20 protein-coding genes are annotated in these 19879 nt (G+C 58.8%); 5 read left to right on the top strand and 15 right to left on the bottom strand.

The window, feature by feature from the left end; genetic code table 11:
* Positions 1–63: 63 nt before the first annotated feature.
* From JSY17_RS08980 to ffh, 8 genes are all read right to left on the bottom strand, one after another.
* Complete coding sequence (locus JSY17_RS08980) at positions 64–1368, bottom strand: homoserine dehydrogenase (RefSeq protein ID WP_122370081.1); 1305 nt, start codon at positions 1366–1368, stop codon at positions 64–66.
* Between the two features lie 137 nt (positions 1369–1505).
* Positions 1506–2246 (bottom strand): bifunctional protein-disulfide isomerase/oxidoreductase DsbC, encoded by a 741-nt coding sequence (gene dsbC, locus JSY17_RS08975; protein ID WP_117164546.1) that lies wholly within the window; start codon positions 2244–2246, stop codon positions 1506–1508.
* Positions 2247–2378: 132 nt separating this feature from the next.
* On the bottom strand, positions 2379–3275 hold the full coding sequence (gene xerD, locus JSY17_RS08970; RefSeq protein WP_117164545.1) for a site-specific tyrosine recombinase XerD: 897 nt from the start codon (positions 3273–3275) through the stop codon (positions 2379–2381).
* Positions 3276–3378: 103 nt separating this feature from the next.
* Complete coding sequence (gene rplS, locus JSY17_RS08965) at positions 3379–3729, bottom strand: 50S ribosomal protein L19 (protein WP_025258887.1); 351 nt, start codon at positions 3727–3729, stop codon at positions 3379–3381.
* Positions 3730–3773: 44 nt separating this feature from the next.
* Entirely contained in the window at positions 3774–4526 is a 753-nt protein-coding gene (gene trmD, locus JSY17_RS08960) for a tRNA (guanosine(37)-N1)-methyltransferase TrmD (RefSeq protein ID WP_117186439.1), read from the bottom strand.
* Positions 4527–4531: 5 nt separating this feature from the next.
* Positions 4532–5071, bottom strand: a complete 540-nt coding sequence (gene rimM / locus JSY17_RS08955; protein ID WP_122370083.1) for a ribosome maturation factor RimM — start codon at positions 5069–5071, stop codon at positions 4532–4534.
* A gap of 5 nt (positions 5072–5076) precedes the next feature.
* Entirely contained in the window at positions 5077–5334 is a 258-nt protein-coding gene (gene rpsP / locus JSY17_RS08950) for a 30S ribosomal protein S16 (protein ID WP_025258884.1), read from the bottom strand.
* Positions 5335–5582: 248 nt separating this feature from the next.
* Positions 5583–6959 (bottom strand): signal recognition particle protein, encoded by a 1377-nt coding sequence (gene ffh / locus JSY17_RS08945; protein WP_117164542.1) that lies wholly within the window; start codon positions 6957–6959, stop codon positions 5583–5585.
* A 209-nt stretch (positions 6960–7168) separates the two neighbouring features.
* On the opposite strand from ffh, the gene JSY17_RS08940 reads away from it, so the two are divergent.
* From JSY17_RS08940 to JSY17_RS08930, 3 genes are all read left to right on the top strand, one after another.
* On the top strand, positions 7169–7981 hold the full coding sequence (locus JSY17_RS08940) for a cytochrome C assembly family protein (RefSeq protein WP_117164541.1): 813 nt from the start codon (positions 7169–7171) through the stop codon (positions 7979–7981).
* 12 nt (positions 7982–7993) lie between these two features.
* Positions 7994–9238, top strand: coding sequence for a transporter associated domain-containing protein (locus JSY17_RS08935; RefSeq protein WP_206400791.1), 1245 nt, complete (start codon positions 7994–7996; stop codon positions 9236–9238).
* Between the two features lie 286 nt (positions 9239–9524).
* Positions 9525–10835, top strand: a complete 1311-nt coding sequence (locus tag JSY17_RS08930; protein WP_117164737.1) for an MFS transporter — start codon at positions 9525–9527, stop codon at positions 10833–10835.
* A 72-nt stretch (positions 10836–10907) separates the two neighbouring features.
* Here the strand turns inward: JSY17_RS08930 and purT are convergent, their stop codons facing one another.
* The 5 genes from purT to JSY17_RS08905 form a co-directional block, all read right to left on the bottom strand.
* On the bottom strand, positions 10908–12089 hold the full coding sequence (gene purT, locus JSY17_RS08925) for a formate-dependent phosphoribosylglycinamide formyltransferase (protein WP_117182709.1): 1182 nt from the start codon (positions 12087–12089) through the stop codon (positions 10908–10910).
* 102 nt (positions 12090–12191) lie between these two features.
* On the bottom strand, positions 12192–12659 hold the full coding sequence (locus JSY17_RS08920) for a VUT family protein (RefSeq protein WP_117164538.1): 468 nt from the start codon (positions 12657–12659) through the stop codon (positions 12192–12194).
* 68 nt (positions 12660–12727) lie between these two features.
* Positions 12728–12937, bottom strand: a complete 210-nt coding sequence (locus tag JSY17_RS08915; RefSeq protein ID WP_206400784.1) for a DUF1289 domain-containing protein — start codon at positions 12935–12937, stop codon at positions 12728–12730.
* Positions 12937–13461 carry a gamma carbonic anhydrase family protein gene (locus JSY17_RS08910; protein WP_117182707.1) on the bottom strand — a complete coding sequence of 175 codons (525 nt, stop codon included), beginning with the start codon at positions 13459–13461 and terminating at the stop codon, positions 12937–12939. Before JSY17_RS08910 ends, JSY17_RS08915 begins: the two co-directional genes overlap by 1 nt.
* Positions 13462–13518: 57 nt before the next feature.
* Positions 13519–14115 carry a CoA pyrophosphatase gene (locus tag JSY17_RS08905; RefSeq protein ID WP_117186437.1) on the bottom strand — a complete coding sequence of 199 codons (597 nt, stop codon included), beginning with the start codon at positions 14113–14115 and terminating at the stop codon, positions 13519–13521.
* A 150-nt stretch (positions 14116–14265) separates the two neighbouring features.
* Here JSY17_RS08905 and JSY17_RS08900 point away from each other — a divergent pair, with 150 nt between their 5' ends.
* Both JSY17_RS08900 and JSY17_RS08895 read left to right on the top strand, forming a co-directional pair.
* On the top strand, positions 14266–14817 hold the full coding sequence (locus JSY17_RS08900; protein WP_117164534.1) for an NUDIX hydrolase: 552 nt from the start codon (positions 14266–14268) through the stop codon (positions 14815–14817).
* Between the two features lie 36 nt (positions 14818–14853).
* The gene (locus JSY17_RS08895) at positions 14854–15417 is read left to right on the top strand and encodes a L,D-transpeptidase family protein (RefSeq protein WP_025258873.1); all 564 of its coding nucleotides are present in this window, start codon (positions 14854–14856) and stop codon (positions 15415–15417) included.
* Between the two features lie 116 nt (positions 15418–15533).
* On the opposite strand, the gene JSY17_RS08890 is transcribed toward JSY17_RS08895, so the two are convergent.
* Together JSY17_RS08890 and purL are read right to left on the bottom strand one after the other, a co-directional pair.
* Positions 15534–15845 (bottom strand): Nif3-like dinuclear metal center hexameric protein, encoded by a 312-nt coding sequence (locus JSY17_RS08890; RefSeq protein WP_117164532.1) that lies wholly within the window; start codon positions 15843–15845, stop codon positions 15534–15536.
* 6 nt (positions 15846–15851) lie between these two features.
* Positions 15852–19748 (bottom strand): phosphoribosylformylglycinamidine synthase, encoded by a 3897-nt coding sequence (purL, locus tag JSY17_RS08885; protein WP_206400782.1) that lies wholly within the window; start codon positions 19746–19748, stop codon positions 15852–15854.
* Positions 19749–19879: the final 131 nt, after the last annotated feature.

The raw sequence follows: 19879 nt of genomic DNA, 5'->3' as shown, positions 1-19879 counted from the left end.
CTACAAGCAAGAGCACACGGGCTTCTGACTTGCAGCTTGCAGCTTGTTGCTTGCCGCTATCAATTAATTCAGATGTTCGACACGAATCCGCACAACAGGACCGACTACATCCTGCAAGGCTTCAAGCGCCGTGATCGCATCGTTCATACGCTGTTCGAGTACGCGGTGCGTCAGCAGAATCATCGGGACCAGGCCGTCCTGTTCTTCGACTTCCTTCTGCATGATCGATTCAATGTTGATGCCACGTTCGGACAGAATGCTTGCAACCTGGGCCAGCACGCCAGGATGATCCTTGGCCTGGATGCGCAGGTAGTAGGCACTTTCGCACGCCTCGATCGGCAGGATCGGGTGAGCGGACAGCGAATCCGGCTGGAAGGCCAGGTGCGGTACGCGGTTCTCCGGGTCGGAAGTCATGGCACGCACGACGTCCACCAGATCCGCCACCACGGAAGAAGCGGTTGGCTCCATGCCGGCACCGGCACCGTAGAACAGGGTCGAACCCGAGGCATCACCATTGACCATGACCGCGTTCATCACGCCATTGACGTTGGCGATCAGGCGATCGGCCGGGATCAGCGTCGGGTGTACGCGCAACTCGATACCCTGCGCCGTGCTGCGAGCAACGCCCAGGTGCTTGATGCGATAGCCCAGAGCTTCGGCGTAGTTCACGTCGGCGGTGGTCAGCTTGGTAATACCTTCGGTGTAGGCCTTGTCGAACTGCAACGGAATACCGAATGCAATGGAAGCCAGAATCGTCAGCTTGTGGGCAGCGTCGATACCTTCCACATCGAAGGTCGGATCGGCTTCGGCGTAACCCAGGGCCTGGGCTTCAGCCAGGACGTCCGGGAAAGTACGGCCTTTCTCGCGCATTTCGGTCAGGATGAAGTTACCGGTGCCGTTGATGATCCCGGCAACCCAGTTGATACGGTTTGCCGACAGGCCTTCACGGATGGCCTTGATGACCGGGATACCGCCTGCAACAGCGGCCTCGAAAGCCACGATCACGCCCTTCTCGCGGGCCTTGGCAAAGATTTCATTGCCGTGTACCGCGATCAGCGCCTTGTTGGCGGTCACCACGTGCTTGCCGTTTTCGATGGCCTTGAGCACCAGATCACGGGCGACGGTGTAGCCGCCGATCAGTTCAACGACGATATCGATTTCAGGATTTTCAGCCACAGCGAAGACGTCGCTGGTGGTGGGTGTACCGGTAATCTGGCAGTTGGGGTTTGGTGTACGAACCGCAATTTGCGCAACTTCGATTCCACGCCCGGCACGGCGGGCAATCTCCTCGGCGTTACGCTGAAGTACGTTGAAGGTACCGCCACCGACAGTACCCAGCCCACAGATGCCTACTTTGACCGGTTTCACTGATGAACTCCCCGAAAAACGGCCGCCCCGAAGTCGGCCGTGGAAAACAGCCGCATGTCACCATGCGACTCCAATTTTTTAGCGGGATGACGGCAAGGCGTCACCCCATGCCCATAAGGCGCCCTGACGATGCAGGGTTATTTGGCACCCAGCGCCAGCTTGGCGACCTGAGCTGCTGGCTGATAGCCCGGAATCAATTGACCGTCTGCCAGAACAATGGCCGGCGTACCGTTCACGCCAATCGACTGGCCCATTGCAAACTGTTTGCTCACCGGGTTCTCGCACTTGGGTGCCTTGATGTCCTTGCCATCGACCATGCGGTCCATGGCGTCCTTGCGATCCTTGGAGCACCAGACCGCCTGCAGTTGCTGGTCGCCCGGCGAACCCAGCCCCTGACGCGGGAAAGCCAGGTAACGCACTTCGATACCCATCTTGTTCAACTGCCCCACTTCTTCATGCAGCTTGTGGCAATAAGGACAGGTGGTATCGGTGAAAACGGTGATGTGCGACTTGGTTTCCCCGATGGCCGGATAAACCACCATCTCGGCGGCTGGAACGCCATTGATGGTCTTCGAGATCGCCTGACGCTCGGTCTTCTCGGTCAGGTTGACCGGCTTGCCGTCCTGGATCTGGAACAGGTAACCCTGAACCACAAACTGGCCATCGGCGCTGGCATAAAGAACACGACCGCCCTTGAGCTTGACCTCGTAGAGACCATTGAGCGGGCTGGCTGAGATGCTTTCTACAGGCAGTTCCAGTTGAAGCGAATCCAGCGTCTTGCGAATGGCCTGATCGGGTACTGCATCGGCCACGGCAAAGGCACTGAAAGAGCCGGCCAGAGCAACAATGGCGGCAGCAAAAACATGAGGCAAGCGCATGAAAACTCCTATAACGGCGGACAGACCGGCGGCGCTGAAAACCACTGACGCCGACTTCAGTCTGTGAAACCGCCAAAGCCTATCACATAAGGCCTGTAACACCGACCCGGACAAACATAACTTAAATCAGGATCAGCCCCGTGGATGGTGCCGGGCATGCATCTCCTGCAAACGAGCCCGGGCAACATGGGTATAAATCTGTGTCGTGGACAGATCACTGTGGCCCAGCAGCATCTGAACGACCCTCAAGTCGGCACCATGATTGAGCAAATGAGTGGCAAAAGCATGACGCAAGGTATGCGGCGACAGTGACTTGCCGATACCGGCGACCGCTGCCTGATGCTTGATCCGATGCCAGAAGGTCTGCCGTGTCATTTGCTCGCCACGCAAGCTGGGAAACAGGACATCACTGGGACGTCCACCCAGCAGCTCGTCACGGGCACCGCGCATGTACCGCTCGACCCAGACAATAGCCTCTTCTCCCATGGGCACCAACCTTTCCTTACTGCCCTTGCCCATGATTCTCAGGACACCCTGACGCAGATTGACCTGATCCAGGGTCAGGCTGATGAGTTCGCTGACCCGCAGGCCACAGGCATAAAGCACCTCCAGCATCGCCCGGTCACGCTCACCGATCGGCTCGCTCAGATCGGGTGCTGCCAGCAAGGCTTCCACATCGGCTTCGGACAGGGATTTGGGCAGCGGCTTGCCCAGTTGCGGCATATCGATCAGCAAGGTCGGATCGACAGCGATCAGCCGCTCGCGCAGCAGATAGCGATAGAAGCCGCGGGCTCCGGACAGAAAACGGGCGGTCGAGCGAGGCTTGTACCCCTGATCCATTCGCCAGGACAAGTGATCGAGAATCACATCGCGCCCGGCACCGGTCAGCTCGACGTTGCGCTCCTGCAGCCAGCCATTGAACAGGGCCAGATCACTGCGATAAGAGTCACGGGTGTTATCGGACAAACCTTTTTCCAGCCAGAGCGCATCCAGAAAACGGTCGATCAATGGGTGGTCGATAGCAGGCATTTTCACTCGTAAACAGTGTGGCGACAGACAGGTTGCATGATTAAACGACAGACAACAAAAAAGCAGCCCGCAGGCTGCTTTTTTTATGCATCGAGAAACTGTATCAGGACAGTTTTTCCTTGATGCGAGCTGCTTTACCGGACAGGTCACGCAGGTAGTACAGTTTGGCCTTGCGAACGTCGCCGCGACGTTTCACAGCCAGACTGTCGATTTGCGGGCTGTAGGTCTGGAAAGTACGCTCAACGCCAACACCGTTGGAGATTTTACGAACAGTGAAAGCACTGTTCACGCCACGGTTACGCTTGGCAATTACAACGCCTTCAAACGCTTGCAGACGTGCGCGATCGCCTTCCTTTACTTTCACCTGAACGACGATGGTATCGCCTGGGGCAAAGGTAGGGATTTCTTTGGTCATCTGCTCTGCTTCGAGGGCAAGAATGATTTTGTTAGTCATGCTGGTGCTCCTAAGGTAATCCGTCTGGATCGACCATCGATACGTTAACTATCGTCCCGCTCGCGGATGTATTCCGCCAGCAGCTTCTTCTCTTCTCCAGAAAGCGAGCGGCTTTCCAGAAGATCGGCGCGTCGTTCCCAGGTCCGCCCAAGGGACTGCTGTAAACGCCAACGCCGGATATGCGCGTGATTGCCACTCAGCAACACGTCGGGAACACGCTGATCCGCATACACCTCAGGTCGGGTGTAATGCGGGCAATCCAGCAGACCGTCCGTGAAGGAATCTTCCTCCGCGGAGTCCACATGCCCTAAAGCTCCAGGCAGCAGTCGCGTAACCGCGTCGATCAGCACCATTGCCGGTAGCTCGCCACCGGACAGTACATAGTCACCAATCGACCACTCTTCATCGACATGAGCATCAATAAAACGCTCGTCAATGCCTTCATAACGACCGGCGATGAGGATAATCGCTTCCTCCTGCGCCAGTTCGCGCACCGCAGACTGATTCAGCTTGCGGCCTTGTGGCGACAGGTAAATCACCTTCGCCGCATCCCCTGCAGCCTGCCTGGCCTGAACCAGAGCATCTTCAAGAGGCTTGATCTTCATCACCATGCCCGGACCACCGCCAAATGGGCGATCATCCACAGTGTGATGACGATCAGTGGTGTAGTCCCGCGGATTCCAACAAGTGAGCTGCAAGAGCCCCTGTTTCACCGCACGGCTGGTAATGCCGTATTCGCTGATGGCGGAAAACATCTCCGGGAACAAACTGATGACTTCTATGCGCAGGCTAGCCATGACACTCAGAAGTCCGCATCCCAATCCACCTTCATCTCGCCGGCGTCGAGGTCGATTGCCAGCACGCATTGCTCCGTATAGGGCAACAGGCGCTCGCGATCATCCAGACTGCCCGCGCAGGGCTTGACCACCATTACATCGTTCGAGCCGGTTTCAAGCAGGTGATCGATCTTGCCAAGCAATTGCCCGAGCGTATCGATGACCTTGAGGCCTTCAAGCTGGTACCAGTAGTACTCGCCGTCGTCCAGATCAGGGAACAGGCTGCGCGGCACGCAGATTTCGCAACCGGACAGAAGACGTGCTTCGTCGCGATCATCGAGACCCTTGAGCTTTGCGACCAGGAACTTGCCTTGCAAGCGTCCGCTGACCAGCTCTACCTGTTTTTCCATCCGTCCTTCGCGCCGCAGCGTCCAGGTCGTGTAGTCCAGCAGGTTATCAATCGGATCCGTAAAGGAATAAACCTTCACTTCGCCGCGAACGCCATGAACCGAGAAAATCTTGCCTATGACGATCAGGTCGTCGGCAGATGCAGGCGTCGCGTTCATAGGTTTCAGGCCGCAGCCTTGGCCTTGTTGTGCTCTTTGATCAACTGAGCAACGCGCTCGGAAGTCTGAGCACCAACGCCCAGCCAGTAGTTCAGGCGTTCTTCGTTGACGGACAGACGAACTTCCTGACCACGAGCGATCGGGTTGAAGAAGCCGATTTGTTCCTTGTGGGAACCGTCACGAGCGTTACGGCTGTCGGTAACGGTCAGGTGGTAAAACGGGCGCTTTTTGGAGCCGCCAAGGGCAAGACGGATGGTTAGCATTGAACATCGTTCCTGTAGTCGGTGCTGCAAATCTAAGATGCACAGCGGGCATGGGTGCCCGAAAGGCCGCATATTCTAAGGAATATCCCGACTTTTGCAAATGACTTTTTCCGGCGCAGGCCGGTGTGTCATCCAGATCTGCAATGAAACTGTCGCAAGACAGCGGGTTGAGTCCCGCATGACGCGGGCTTGCTGGAGACCAGGCCTCCAGAATCGAATGCGCGCAAAGCCTCTTGCGCGCGACGCAATCACATTTTCGGCATGCCGCCGCCGGGGAACATTCCCCCCATGCCGCGCATCATTTTTGCCATACCGCCCTTGGCGGAGAATTTCTTCATCATCTTCTGCATCTGCTTGTGCTGCTTGATCAGACGCCCGATGTCCTGAACCTGGGTGCCCGAACCCATGGCGATACGGCGCTTGCGGGAACCGCTGATCAGATCCGGGTCGCGACGCTCGGCCGGGGTCATCGAGTTGATGATGGCTTCCATCTGCTTGAACTGCTTCTCGGCCACGCCCTGGGCATTGCCCATCTGCGAGAGGTTCATGCCACCGATGCTGGGCAGCTTGTCCATGAGGCCGCCGAGGCCGCCCATGTTCTTCATCTGTTGCAGCTGGTCGCGGAAGTCTTCGAGATCGAAGCCCTTGCCCTTCTTGAGCTTCTTGGCCAGCTTGTCGGCTTTCTCTTTATCCAGAGTCTGCTCGGCCTGCTCGATCAGGCTGAGCACGTCGCCCATGCCGAGAATTCGCGACGCGATACGATCAGGGTGGAACGGCTCCAGAGCCTCGCTCTTCTCGCCCATACCGATGAACTTGATCGGCTTGCCGGTAATCGCACGCACCGACAATGCAGCACCGCCGCGAGCATCGCCATCGACCTTGGTGAGCACCACGCCGGTCAGCGGCAGCGCATCGCCGAACGCCTTGGCGGTGTTGGCCGCATCCTGACCGGTCATGGCATCGACCACGAACAGGGTTTCAGCCGGTTTCACTTCGGCATGCAACGCCTGGATCTCGGTCATCATCTCGGCATCGACGTGCAGACGACCGGCGGTGTCGACGATCACGACATCGATGAACTTGAGCCTGGCTTCGCGGATGGCCGCCTGAGCGATGTCCACCGGCTTCTGGCTGATATCGGAAGCGAAAAATGTCACGCCGATATCGTTGGCCAGGGTTTCAAGCTGCTTGATGGCCGCTGGACGATAGACGTCCACCGACACGACCATCACGGTTTTCTTCTTGCGTTCCTTAAGGAAGCGAGCAAGTTTGCCAGCGGTGGTGGTTTTACCCGCACCCTGCAGACCGGCCATCAACACGACCGCCGGAGGCGTGACGTTGAGCACCAGGTCTTCGTTGGCAGCGCCCATCAGGCTTTCGAGTTCGGCCTGAACGATCTTCACGAACGCCTGACCCGGTGTCAGGCTGCGCGACACCTCGGTGCCGACGGCACGTTCCTTGACGCTATTGACGAAGTCCTTGACCACCGGCAGGGCGACATCGGCTTCGAGCAAAGCCATGCGCACTTCGCGCAAGGTATCTTTGATGTTGTCCTCGGTCAGCTTGGCCTTGCCAGTTACGTGGCGCAGCGTCTGCGAGAGGCGGTCGGTAAGGTTTTCAAACATGCGCGATCCTTTCAGGCTCTGGTCGAACCCCGGTTGATGCGGCCCGGCCCGCAATGAAATGGCGCTCGGCGAGCCTTCGGCTTGAGCAGGTCGCGGATTATAGCGAAGACTCTGCGGAACTGACACCACGCAGACTGCTTATGTAGTCTTTCGTGAAATGTCGGTTCTATGCCAAACTCAGCGTCTTTCGGGCTCGTCCTTCAGGATCTATGTTCCCTCTCACACCCAGTCTGCTTTCAAGCCTCGCCGCCGCCAGCCTTTATGCCGCTGCGACCGTCTATCAGGGCGTACGCCTGAATCAGACCGCCAAACCCGACAAGCGGCTGCTTGTACTGCTCGGCACCCTGGCCGTCATCGCCCATGCCATCGGCCTTTATTCTCAGCTGATGCGCCCGGCAGGCCTGGGTCTGGACTTTTTCAACTCCGCCAGCCTGATCGCCGTGTCGGTCATCGCCCTGACTCTGCTTGCCACCACGCGAATACCCGTGGAAAACCTGCTGGTGCTGCTGTTTCCACTGGGCATGATCACCGCCCTGCTGGCCCAGTTCGCCCCCAGCGGCACAGTGCAGCCGATCATCGAAGAGCCGGGCATCCTCAGCCACATCCTGCTTTCGATCCTGGCGTACGGCATGTTCACCATCGCGGTCTTCCAGGCGCTGCTGTTGTTGCTGCAGGATCACCAGCTCAAGAACAAGCACCCTTCCGGACTGATCAAGAACTTCCCGCCCCTGCAAACCATGGAAAGCCTGCTGTTCGGCTTCCTCTGGGCTGGCTGGACACTGCTGTCGCTGTCGCTGATTTCCGGCTGGGTATTCGTCGAGAATCTGTTTGCCCAGCATCTGGTACACAAGACCCTGCTCGCCTGTCTGGCCTGGGTGGTGTTCAGCGTTCTGCTGTGGGGCCGCAACCGTCTCGGCTGGCGCGGGCACAAAGCCATTCGCTGGACCCTGGGCGGCTTCTGCCTGCTGATGCTGGCCTACTTCGGCAGCAAGCTGGTACGTGAATTCATTCTGCATATCTGACGGGCGTCGATCATGGATAATCTGCCCCTCGGCCCGCTTCTGGGTGTGCTGACCCTGCTGATGCTCTGGTCGGGCCTGCTGACTGCAGTCGAAACCGCCCAGCATCTGCTCAAGACCTTACGCGCCGGCAAGCGCCCCAACGAAGCAGCGGCCTTTCCCGAACTGACCTTCGAGCTCAACAGCCTGATCCTGAGCAATACGCTGATCAAGACCCTGATCACCGTCATCGCCACGCTGGTCGCCATCAATAGCTGGCTATATAACGGTCCAACCGTTGCGTGGCTCATCACTGCTGCCGCCATGCTGGTATTTGCCGAATACATCCCGCGCCGCCTTGCAGCCCGCTACCCCGCCGCCACCGTCCTGCTCGGCAACGGGACACTGCGCATTCCGATGAAGGTCGTCTGGCCGCTGGCCTTTGTTTTCAGCGCGATCGCCAAACATTTGTTACGCATTTTCGGTGTCAACAAGGCACCGAGCCATGATCCTGACCTGGACGATACTCCCCAGAAACCCGGTCATGACGGCGTACAGGAACATCATCCACGGGCCAATGTGCTATCGGGCATCCATGCGCTGGACAGCATCACGGTCAATGACATTCTGATACCACGCAACGAAGTGGACGGCGTCAACCTCGACGACCCCATCGAGCAGATCATCGAACGCCTGATCATTTCCCGGCACACACGCCTGCCGGTCTATCACAACGATATCAATCAGGTGCAGGGCGTCCTCAATACCCGTCAGATCAGTCACCTGCTGCCCAAGGGCGAACTGACCAAGGAGCAATTGCTGGCCGTCTGCTACGAACCCTACTTTGTGCCCGAAAGCACGCCACTGCAGTTGCAACTGCTGAACTTCCACAAGCAGCAGCGTCGGCTGGGAGTGGTGGTGGACGAATATGGCGAAGTGCTCGGCATCGTCAGCCTGGAAGACATTCTCGAAGAGATCGTCGGTGAATTCGAGAACGAGCAGAGCCTCAACAACCCCCATGTGACCCGTCAGCCAGACGGACGCCTTGAAGTGGAAGGTACGGCCTCGATTCGCGACCTGAACAAGAGCCTGGGCTGGCACCTGCCTTCCGATGGCCCCAAGACCCTCAACGGTCTGGTGACAGAGGCCCTGGAAACCATTCCCGAAGGCCCGGTCTGCCTGAAAATCGGCCCCTACCGGCTGGAAATCCTGGAAACCGAGGATAATCGCGTGAAGCGGGTGCTGATGTGGCAAAACGCTCCGAGCCTGGTTTTCAAGTAGACATCCCGCCAGATGTTGCTACTTGTTTCGCAAGCAAAGCCCTTCCTATAATCCTCTGGCTTACCCAGCCAGCCGTAGCGCGTGCTACCCGCACCCAGCGCCAACGGCCAGTCATTCAGCCTGAACGACTCGCACCTTTTATGGCACGCTCCCATCCACGAGCGCTGTCACTGCCCTCCAGCCCAACCGGGCCAATCTGATCAGCGCTGCGCCCACAATCACAAGAATGAACATTTGCCGCCGCGTGCCCAACGTCGCAGGCAAGATGACTGTCAGGGATATCCGCATGACCAGCACTACAACTCTGAGCGAAAGCGACAACACCCAAACACCACCCAGCAACTCACCCACCCGCGTTGCAACCGCCAGCTTCATTGGCACCGCCATCGAGTTCTACGACTTTTATGTCTACGCCACGGCCGCAGCACTGGTGATCGGTCCGGTCTTCTTTCCGCAGACCTCCGGCACCGCACAGATGCTGTCGTCATTTCTGACCTTCGGTATCGCCTTCCTTGCTCGCCCGCTGGGATCGGCACTGTTCGGCCATTTCGGCGACCGTATCGGACGCAAATCGACGCTGGTCGCCTCATTGCTGCTGATGGGGGTCTGCACCACCTTGATCGGCGTGCTGCCCGGTTATGCGACCATCGGAGCCTGGGCACCGATCATTCTCTGCCTGTTGCGCTTCGGTCAAGGCCTGGGGCTCGGCGGCGAATGGGGTGGCGCCGCGCTGCTGGCGACCGAGAACGCCCCCAAGGACAAGCGAGCCTGGTTCGGCATGTTCCCGCAACTGGGGCCATCCATTGGGTTTCTGGCAGCCAACGGCCTGTTTCTGGCACTGGCACTGATCCTCAACGACGAGCAATTCCGCTCATGGGGCTGGAGGATTCCCTTCCTGCTCAGTGCCGCTCTGGTCATGGTCGGCCTGTATGTACGCCTGAAACTGGAAGAAACACCGGTCTTCGCCAAAGCCATCGAGCGCCATGAACGGGTCAGGATGCCGATCGTGGAAACCTTCAGCCAGCACTGGAAACCGATGTTGCTGGGTGCCGCCTCGATGGTGGTGTGCTACGCGCTGTTCTATATCTCGACGGTCTTTTCCCTGAGCTATGGGGTGTCGACACTGGGCTATAGCCGGGAAACCTTTCTGGGCCTGCTGTGCTTCGCGGTGCTGTTCATGGCGGCGGCCACGCCCCTGGCGGCCTGGGCAAGCGATCGCTTCGGACGCAAGCCGGTATTGGTTGTCGGCGGTGTGCTGGCGATTCTCTCTGGCTTTCTCATGGAACCGCTGCTCACCCATGGCACGACCTGGGGCGTTGCGCTGTTCCTGTGTATCGAGCTGTTCCTGATGGGCGTGACCTTCGCCCCCATGGGCGCACTGCTGCCGGAGCTGTTCCCGACCCAGGTGCGTTACACCGGCGCATCGGCAGCCTATAACCTCGGCGGAATAGTCGGAGCCTCCGTCGCACCGTTCTTTGCACAGAAACTGGTGGCCATGGGCGGTTTGAGCTGGGTGGGCGGTTATGTATCGGCAGCAGCACTGATCAGCCTGCTGGCTGTGCTGTGTCTGAAAGAAACGCGGGACAAGGAGTTGTAGGCGGAGCGGCCTCTTCGCGAATAAATTGGCCCCAATTGCAGGAGCCAATTCATTCGCGAATGGCTGGATCAGTTACAGAATGACGTTGACCGCCGCCGAAGCACGGGTCGCCTTGGCGCGAGCGGCTTCGATGGATTCGTCGCGGGCCAAGGCTACGCCCATGCGACGCTGGCCGTTGACTTCAGGTTTGCCGAACAGACGCAAGGCCGTATCCGGCTCGGCCAGTGCAGCACCCAGGTTGGCGAAAGCGGTCTGCGTAGACTGGCCTTCGACCAGAATCACCGACGAAGCCGATGGCCCGAACTGGCGGATCAGCGGCACTGGCAGGCCCAGAATGGCGCGGGCATGCAGTGCGAACTGGGACAGGTCCTGGGAAATCAGGGTCACCAGGCCGGTGTCATGCGGGCGCGGCGAAACTTCGCTGAACCACACCTGATCGCCTTTGATAAACAACTCGACACCAAAGATACCGCGACCACCCAGAGCCTCGGTCACCGCCTTGGCAACGCGCTCGGATTCGGCCAGTGCAACCGGGCTCATGGCCTGTGGCTGCCAGGATTCCTGATAGTCGCCCTTCTCCTGGCGATGGCCAACCGGCGCACAGAATGTGGTGCCGCCCACATGGCGCACGGTCAGCAGAGTGATTTCGTAGTCGAAATCGATAAAGCCTTCCACGATCACGCGACCCTTGCCGGCACGACCGCCTTCCTGCGCGTAATCCCAGGCTTTCTGGATATCATCGGCGCTCTTGAGCAGGCTCTGGCCCTTGCCCGAAGAACTCATGACCGGCTTGACCACGCAAGGGAAACCCAGATCCAGGACCGCTTTGCTGTAGTCCTCGAAGGTATCGGCAAAATGATACGGCGAAGTCGGCAGCTTGAGCTCTTCGGCAGCCAGGCGACGAATGCCTTCACGATTCATGGTCAGTTGCGCAGCACGGGCTGTCGGGATGACGGTGAAACCTTCGGACTCAAGCTCGACCAGCGTGGAAGTGGCAATGGCTTCGATTTCCGGAACGATGAAGTGCGGCTTCTCGGCCTCGACCACCGCACGCAACGCAGCACCGTCCAGCATATTGATGACGTGACTGCGATGAGCCACCTGCATGGCAGGCGCATCGGCATAACGGTCAACAGCGATCACTTCGACGCCCAGGCGTTGCAGCTCGATCACTACTTCCTTGCCCAGCTCGCCACTGCCGCAGAACAATACGCGAGTCGCGGTAGGCGACAGTGGAGTTCCGATTTGAGTCATCTCAGGTCCTCGTGAAGCAGATATCGATGGCAGCCCGCCGTATGCGAGCGACCGCTTTGAAGAAAGGCGCGCAATTTACCACGAAGCCCTGCAAATAGGGGCTCAACCCGGACAAGCGTTCTTGCGGATGCGCCAGGCCATGATCAGCCAGACGGCAGTGACGCCCGCGAACTTGGAGCCCAGGGCGGTCAGGATGACCGGTGCCGTCAGGGCATCGATCATGCCGAAAAAGATAAAGGTATCCAGTGGAATACTCAGGGCCGAACTGATCCACAGGCGATCATGCAACGGGCGCCTGGTGATGCTGAATACCAGCCAGTCGATGCACTCGGAAATCGCGAACGCCGTGGCGCTGGCCAGTGCGATGGCTGGCTCGCTGGTGACATAAGACAGCAGCAGCGCCACCAGCATGGCGAGAATCGCGCCATGACCGAAACGGGTCTGCACCATATCGCGCAGGACAAACACCAGCCCGCCCCACGCCGACCAGATGATGTCCAGGTGCGGGGCGGTGGAAAAGGCGAAATTGATCAGCACGACACTGCCGATGTACGCGATCAGGAAAAGCATGGAAAAGATGTCTTGGGAAAAACGGGGACCAATGGTAGCAGACCTCCCCACCTCATCGCATGTACACCCTACCCCAACGTCCAGACCACCCCGCTCGTCTTGGCCCGCTCATCGCACAGCACCAGCACAGCCCGCCGCTCTTCATTGCTCATGCGGCTCCAGCCAGTGATTTCGCTCACGGTTCGCTGGCAGCCAGTACAGATATCGTCTTCATCAAGGGAGCAGATACTCACACAGGGCGAACGGACTGGTTTTTCCGGGGTGAATTCAGTGTTCATCAATCTTCCTGCACAGCCAGGTCGCGGGCGTAACGCTGGGCATTGTGGACATAATGCGCGGCGCTGGCTTCAAGCATTTTCTTCTGTACGTCGGTGAGTTCGCGCACCACCTTGCCCGGCGACCCCATCACCAGAGAGCCATCGGGGATGACCTTGCCTTCACCGATCAGCGAGTTGGCGCCGATGATGCAGTATTTGCCGATCTTTGCCCCATTGAGAATCACGGAATTGATGCCGATCAGGCTGTAATCGTCGACGCTGCAACCGTGCAGCATGACGTTATGGCCAATGGTGACGCCTTTGCCGATATTCAGTGGCGACCCCATATCGGTGTGCATGACCGTACCATCCTGCACATTGCTGTTCTCGCCGATATGGATCAATTCGTTATCGCCCCGCAGCACGGCGTTGAACCAGACACTCGCTCCGGCCTCCAGTCTGACCTTGCCGATCAGGACCGCATTGGGTGCGACCCAGCTTTGTGGATCGGTCTGGACACGGGAGTCTCCCAGGCGATATTTCATGGTTTTTCCTCAGGCTGATGACCGCGCTCACAGGCGCAGTTCGTTATGAATGACGGCTCAGGTGGTGGACCGCTCTGGCGGGTGGTGCAGGCTGATTCCGGTGTCATACAGCACATTGACCAGTTCGACGATCATGATTGCTGTCAGCCCCCAGATCTTGTATCCGCCATAACGATAGCTCGGTACGTACCAACTGCGGCCTTCATAATCGATCCGGTGCGTGTGCTCGCGAGTGTCCTGGCGGAAGAACTCCAGAGGCACACTGAATACCGCAGCGATTTCGGCATCGTTGGGTCGGTATTCGACAAAGTCGGGAATCACGCCGACATAAGGCGTGACCTTGATGCCATGTTTGGAGATCAGCGGGCTCAGAGGGCCGACCACTTCGACAAGACCGGGCGGCAGGCCGATTTCCTCTTCAGCCTCGCGCAGGGCCGTGAATATCAGATCGGGATCTTCCGGATCGCGCCGTCCGCCCGGGAACGCCACTTCTCCGCTGTGAGTGGAAAGCCCGCTGGCGCGCAAGGTCAGGATCAACTCGGGCTCGTCACTGCGCGTGACCGGCACCAGTACCGCCGCCTCGGGAAAAACTCGATTCGACTCAAGAATCTCTGGCGTATGACTGCTTACACGGAGAAGTAGCTCATCCAGCATGGGAAATCTCGATCTGTTGCACTCCTGGCATCATGCACCAAAGCGACGAACTGCCCAACCCCTTGCAGGACGCTCATACAATCGCGAAACTTGCAGATCCGCCCTGCAGCAAGCCAGGATAGCGTCTGCTTTAACGGATCGAACGAAACCATGAAATTCTGCAGCCAGTGCGGTAACCCGGTCATCCTGCGCATTCCCGAAGGCGATAGTCGCCTGCGCCATGTATGCGAGCATTGCCACACCATTCATTACCAGAACCCGAATATCGTGGCCGGTTGCCTGGTTACGCAGGGCGAGAAGGTCTTGCTGTGCCGCCGCGCCATCGAACCGCGCCTGGGTTTCTGGACCTTGCCGGCCGGCTTCATGGAAAACGGCGAAACCATCGAGCAGGCAGCACGCCGTGAAACCATCGAGGAAGCCTGCGCCACGCTGACCGACCTGCATCTGTATGCGCTGATCGATGTGCCGCACATCAATCAGGTGCATGTGTTCTATCGCGCCGAACTCGCCACTCCAGAATTCGCCGCCGGGGTCGAAAGCCTTGAAGTGCAATTATTCGACGAAGCCGACATTCCATGGCAGGACCTGGCTTTCATGACAGTCGGGCGTACCCTAGAATACTTCTTCGCGGACAGACGCCAGCAGGTTTACCCGGTACACACCAGCGCCCTGCCAGCTTCGCGCCCGATACAGGACACATAAACAATCCGGCACTCAGATGCCTTCAGGGATACCGCAATGCGTTGGCTGTTCGCTTTCTTCTGCATGTCGTTCGTTCCGCTGTCGCAGGCGGCCTTTACCCAGACCATCGTGCCCAAGGGCAGCGAACAGAAAATCATCGATCACAAGGTCATCAATACCCAGAGTCTGGCCGACAAGAAAATCGACAAGGTACTGGTACTCAAATCCGCACGTCAGTTGCAACTGATCAGCGGCGGCGAAGCACTCAAGACCTATCGTATTTCTCTGGGCAGAAACCCCAAGGGCACCAAGCTGCAGGAAGGCGACCAGCGCACACCGGAAGGCTTCTACTGGATCGACTGGCGCAAGCCCAGCAACAACTACAACCTGTCGATGCACATTTCCTATCCGAACATTTCGGATGCGGCACGCGCACGCCGTGAAGGCGTCAAACCCGGCAGCATGATCATGCTGCATGGCACGCCGGTGGATGAAGAATATCCGGAGTGGTACTTCCATACCCTGGACTGGACCAATGGCTGCATCGCGCTGAAGAACAACGATATGCGCGAGGTCTGGGATCTGGTGAAGGACGGCACGATGATCGAGATCCGGCCGTAAACGCGTCGTGGGCAAGCCCCCTTCCACTTGATTCTGGACTGCCTCAAGAATTGGATTAACGTCCGACTTCCTGAAACACTCAATCTCGTGGGAGAGGGCTTGCCCGCGACAGCATTTTAAAATGCTTCCAGCCGCCAGACTTCATAAGCTGGCGTTTCGTATGGATGGCTCTGCTTGAGAGCCATTACTGCCTGATGAATGAACTCATCGGCCACGACCATCTCGACTTTCCACTCCTCGACCGTCTCGACCACGCCACCCTGCCCGATAAATGGCTGACTGCCATCCAGCGGGCGGAACTGGCCCTGGCCGAGCACTTGCCATGAACAGTGATCGTAAGCGCCGATTCGCCCTGCACCAGCGGCGAATACGGCGTTCTTGACCTGCTCCACATGGCTTGCGGGCACGAAGAAGGCAAGCTTGTACATCGGGACTCAGTTAACCCAGACGCGAGCGTTGCGGAACATGCGCATCCAGGCGCCATCTTCGTTCCACTCTTCCGGACGCCAGGAGTTCTGCACGGCACGGAATACACGCTCAGGGTGCGGCATCATGATGGTGACGCGACCGTCGCGAGTGGTCATGCCGCCAATACCGCGCGGCGAGCCGTTCGGGTTGGCCGGATAGGTTTCGGTCACCTTGCCATGGTTGTCCACATAACGCAGCGCAACGGTGCCGGAGATATCGGCTTCGAGCAGGGCGTCATCGTGGGCGAACTCGGCATGACCTTCACCGTGAGCGATGGCGATCGGCATACGCGAACCGGCCATGCCTTGCAGGAAGATCGATGGCGACTCCTGGATCTGAACCATGGCCACACGCGCCTCGAACTGCTCGGAACGGTTACGCACGAAGTGCGGCCAGAACTCGCTGCCCGGAATCAGCTCGTGCAGGTTGGACAACATCTGGCAACCGTTGCACACACCGAGGGTGAAGCTGTCGGTACGCTCGAAGAAGCCCTGGAACGCATCGCGGGCACGGCTGTTGAACAGAGCCGACTTGGCCCAGCCTTCACCGGCACCCAGCACGTCGCCGTAGGAGAAGCCACCGCACGCAACCATGCCCTTGAAGTCGTTCAGGTCGACACGACCGGCCAGGATGTCGCTCATGTGCACGTCGATGACATTGAAACCGGCGCGATCGAACGCAGCCGCCATCTCGACCTGACCGTTGACGCCCTGCTCGCGCAGAACCGCAACCTGAGGACGGACACCTTTCTTGATGTAAGGCGCAGCGATGTCGTCGTTGACGTCGAAGCCCAGCTTGACGGTCAGGCCAGGATTGTCTTCTTCCAGCAGTGCATCGAACTCCTGATCGGCGCATTCGGCGTTATCACGCAGACGCTGGATCTGGTAGCTGGTTTCAGCCCACTGACGCTGCAGCAGACGGCGCTGGCCGCTGAATATCGACTCGCCCGCGAAGCTGATGACCACTTCATCGTTGTTCACCGGCTTGCCGATGACCGAAACGCAGTCTTCAAGGCCCGCAGCGCTGAACTGGGCCAGCACCAGCGGAGTTGCATCCTGACGAACCTGGATGACGGCACCCAGCTCTTCGTTGAACAGGATCGACGCCAGTTCGGCGGAGTTTTCAGCCAGACTGTCGAGATACAGATTCAGACCGCAATGACCGGCGAACGCCATTTCCAGCACGCTGACCAGCAGACCACCGTCGGAACGGTCGTGGTAAGCCAGCAGGTGGCCGTCGGCATTCAGACCCTGGATAACGGCAAAGAAGGCCTTGAGGTCTTCAGCGTCATCGACGTCCGGCGCCGAGCGACCGAGCTTGCCGTGAACCTGGGCAAGAATCGAAGCGCCCATGCGGTTCTGGCCACGGCCCAGATCGATCAGGATCAGGTCGGTTTCGCCCTTGTCCATGCGCAGCTCTGGAGTGAGGGTCTTGCGGATATCGGTGACAGGTGCGAAGCCGGTCACGATGAGCGACAGCGGCGAAGTCACGCTCTTCTCGGTGCCCTCATCGCTCCAGCGGGTCTTCATGGACATCGAGTCCTTGCCCACCGGAATGGTCAGGCCCAGCTCAGGGCACAGTTCCATGCCCACGGCCTTGACGGTGTCGTACAAACGCGCGTCTTCACCCGGGTGACCGGCAGCCGACATCCAGTTGGCCGACAGTTTGATGTCGGACAGCTTTTCAATACGCGAAGCAGCGATGTTGGTGAGGGTTTCACCAATGGCCATACGACCGGAAGCCGGAGCGTCCAGCAGTGCCAGTGGCGTACGCTCGCCCATGGCCATGGCTTCGCCGGTGTTGACGTCGAAACTGGTGGCCGTCACGGCGCAGTCGGCCACTGGCACCTGCCATGGACCGACCATCTGGTCGCGAGCCACGAGACCGGTGATGCTGCGGTCGCCGATGGTGATCAGGAAGCTCTTGCTGGCTACCGCCGGATGGCGCAGAACACGCTCGACGCTCTCTTCGATGCTCAGCGTGCTCGGATCGAAATCGTCGCCCAGCTCGGCTTCGCGCTCAACCGAACGGTGCATGCGCGGCGCCTTGCCCAGCAGCACTTCCAGTGGCATGTCCACCGGATTGTTGCCGAAGTGGCTGTCGGTAACGGTCAGTTGAGGCTCGGCAGTGGCTTCGCCCACCACCGCGAACGGGCAGCGCTCACGCTCGCAGATGGCCTTGAAACGCTCGAAATCTTCGGCGGAAACGGCCAGGACGTAACGTTCCTGAGACTCGTTGCTCCAGATTTCCAGAGGAGCCATGCCCGGCTCGTCGTTAGGCACATTACGCAGCTCGAAACGGCCGCCACGACCGCCATCGTTGACCAGCTCCGGAAAGGCGTTGGACAGACCGCCTGCACCCACGTCGTGGATGAAGCTGATCGGGTTCTTGTCACCCAACTGCCAGCAACGGTCGATGACTTCCTGGCAACGACGCTCCATTTCAGGGTTTTCACGCTGAACGGAAGCGAAATCCAGATCGGCGGAGCTGGTGCCGGTGGCCATGGAGGAAGCCGCGCCGCCACCCAGGCCGATCAGCATGGCAGGACCACCCAGCACGATCAGCTTGGCGCCGACCGTGATTTCGCCCTTCTGGACGTGATCTTCGCGGATGTTGCCCATACCGCCAGCCAGCATGATCGGCTTGTGGTAACCGCGGACTTCATCACCGTGAGGCGTGGCGATCGACTGCTCGAAGGTACGGAAGTAACCGGTCAGGGCCGGACGACCGAATTCGTTGTTGAACGCCGCGCCACCCAGCGGGCCTTCGATCATGATGTCCAGCGCAGTCACGATGCGCTCGGGCTTGCCGTAAGGCACTTCCCATGGCTGCACGAAACCGGGGATCTGCAGGTTGGAGACGGTGAAACCGGTCAGGCCGGCCTTTGGCTTGGCACCACGACCGGTTGCACCTTCGTCGCGAATCTCGCCGCCGGAACCGGTCGATGCACCCGGGAACGGGGCAATCGCGGTCGGGTGGTTGTGAGTCTCGACCTTCATCAGGATATGCACAGGCTCCTGCACCGCACCGTACTGGCGGGTTTCGGGATCCGGGAAGAAACGGCCGGCCACGTTACCGACGATCACCGAGGCGTTGTCCTTGTAAGCAGACAGAACGCCTTCGCTGTGCATCTGGTAGGTGTTCTTGATCATGCCGAACAGGCTTTTTTTCTGGCTTTCGCCGTCGATATCCCAACTGGCGTTGAAGATCTTGTGACGGCAATGCTCGGAGTTGGCCTGGGCAAACATCATCAGTTCGATGTCGTGAGGGTTGCGCCCCAGACCATTGAAGCTTTTGACCAGATAATCGATTTCGTCTTCAGCCAGGGCCAGCCCCAGGTCGACGTTGGCTTTTTCCAGTGCTGCGCGACCGCCACCGAGGATATCCACGGCAGTCAGTGGCTTGGGTTCGGCATGGCTGAACAGACCGGCAGCCTGCTCGTGGTTGTCCAGAACCAGTTGGGTCATGCGGTCATGCAGGCTGTCGGCAATGGCCTGAGCCTCGACATCGCTGAACTGGCCTTCTACATAGAAGGCAATACCGCGTTCCAGACGCTGGATTTTTGCCAGGCCACAGTTACGGGCAATATCGCTGGCCTTGCTCGACCACGGCGAAATGGTGCCAAAACGTGGCAGCACCAGGAACAGACGACCGTTCGGCTCTTGAACCGGCACGCTCGGGCCGTATTTCAGAAGGCGGTCGAGAACCTGCTGTTCTTCACTGGACAGAGCGCCAGTGACTTCAGCGAAGTGAGCGAATTCAGCGTACAAGCCACTGACAGCTGAAACCTTTTGTTTCAGTTGTTCTAGTAATTTGCTGTGGCGGAAGGCAGAAAGGGCAGGAGCACCGCGCAGGATCAACATCTTCGGGACAGCCTCGGGAAGGGGGTGTGCTTTGAGGCCACGCATTCTAGCCTAAACCGACCCTTTGAGCACCCAAAACGGCGACAAGGAATGCGCCCGAACGTCGTTTCTTTGCAGAAAACACCTGCTTT

The sequence above is a fragment of the Pseudomonas capsici genome, assembly GCF_017165765.1.
Taxonomy (GTDB): domain Bacteria; phylum Pseudomonadota; class Gammaproteobacteria; order Pseudomonadales; family Pseudomonadaceae; genus Aquipseudomonas; species Aquipseudomonas capsici.
This window is presented reverse-complemented; position numbering and strand designations above follow the sequence as displayed.